Below are 828 nucleotides of genomic sequence, written 5' to 3'. Positions count from 1 at the left end.
GGATTAATTGGCACCGGGTGGATTTTCGAATCTGCTGAAGGCGGCACAATGAACGGTCACACCCTTGCGAGGACTGGGTTGCTGAGATTGAAAACCTGCAGGTTCGCATGCGAGTTCGGGATCGTCTGGAGGATCTGTGTTGTCGCTAAGAATTTTGTTCAATCGGCATTCGCTTATTTTGAGTTGCTTCATCACGTCCTCGTAGAGATAATCGAGCTGGGAAGAGAGAGAGAAAAAAAAAAAAAACAAACGTGGAATTCACGCATCCGGAATCGTTCAAAACGTCCAGAAGTCAGCAGTCTGTCCGATGGCCGAGAATCGAAAATTTCCTCGTTTATCTCTGCGGAATTGCACTCCGAATTCGATCGAGTTAACACCTGCGTGTTAAGACTGAAGACTTAACTTTTGCTTAAGTTTCGTCTGCATTCTCCGGCGTGCTGCCTACACTCTTCGCGTTTGCTTTTTACCCTCTTCAAGGTTCAATCTATTGATTCCGATTAAATCGTTAATAAGACTTCCTCACCTGAATTTCGCAGAGAGGCTTCAATTTCCCGGATGGCGGAGACCTGCTGAAAGGCTGAGACATGGTTCCATTCTGTAAGTTGATCAGCAGGTAAAATGCATATTCGTTTCTGGTCTTCCAATCGGAATTCGGTTCGTCAACATCCTGAAGTTTCGCCAACCATTCTTGAGTTCTTTTTCGCTCTGGAAAAGCAATTTACTCGGGGTAAAATGGAAAAAATGTCCGAAAACAATTTTAATCGAAAGCAATTTTGAAAATGAATCAAATGAAACGCGAAATCGAGAATTTTTTTTTGTTTTTTTTTT

1 protein-coding gene is annotated in these 828 nt (G+C 42.9%); it reads left to right on the top strand.

Features of this window, described 5'->3' with window-relative positions; translation table 11 throughout:
- Positions 1-402 (top strand): hypothetical protein (locus BG74_RS14640; RefSeq protein ID WP_204376279.1); only part of this gene is annotated, 402 nt, incomplete at its 5' end.
- Between the last annotated feature and the right edge of the window lie 426 nt (positions 403-828).

The organism is Sodalis-like endosymbiont of Proechinophthirus fluctus, assembly GCF_001602625.1.
Taxonomy (GTDB): domain Bacteria; phylum Pseudomonadota; class Gammaproteobacteria; order Enterobacterales; family Enterobacteriaceae.
The sequence above is the reverse complement of the archived record's forward strand: the minus strand, read 5'-3'. Positions and strand labels throughout refer to the sequence as shown.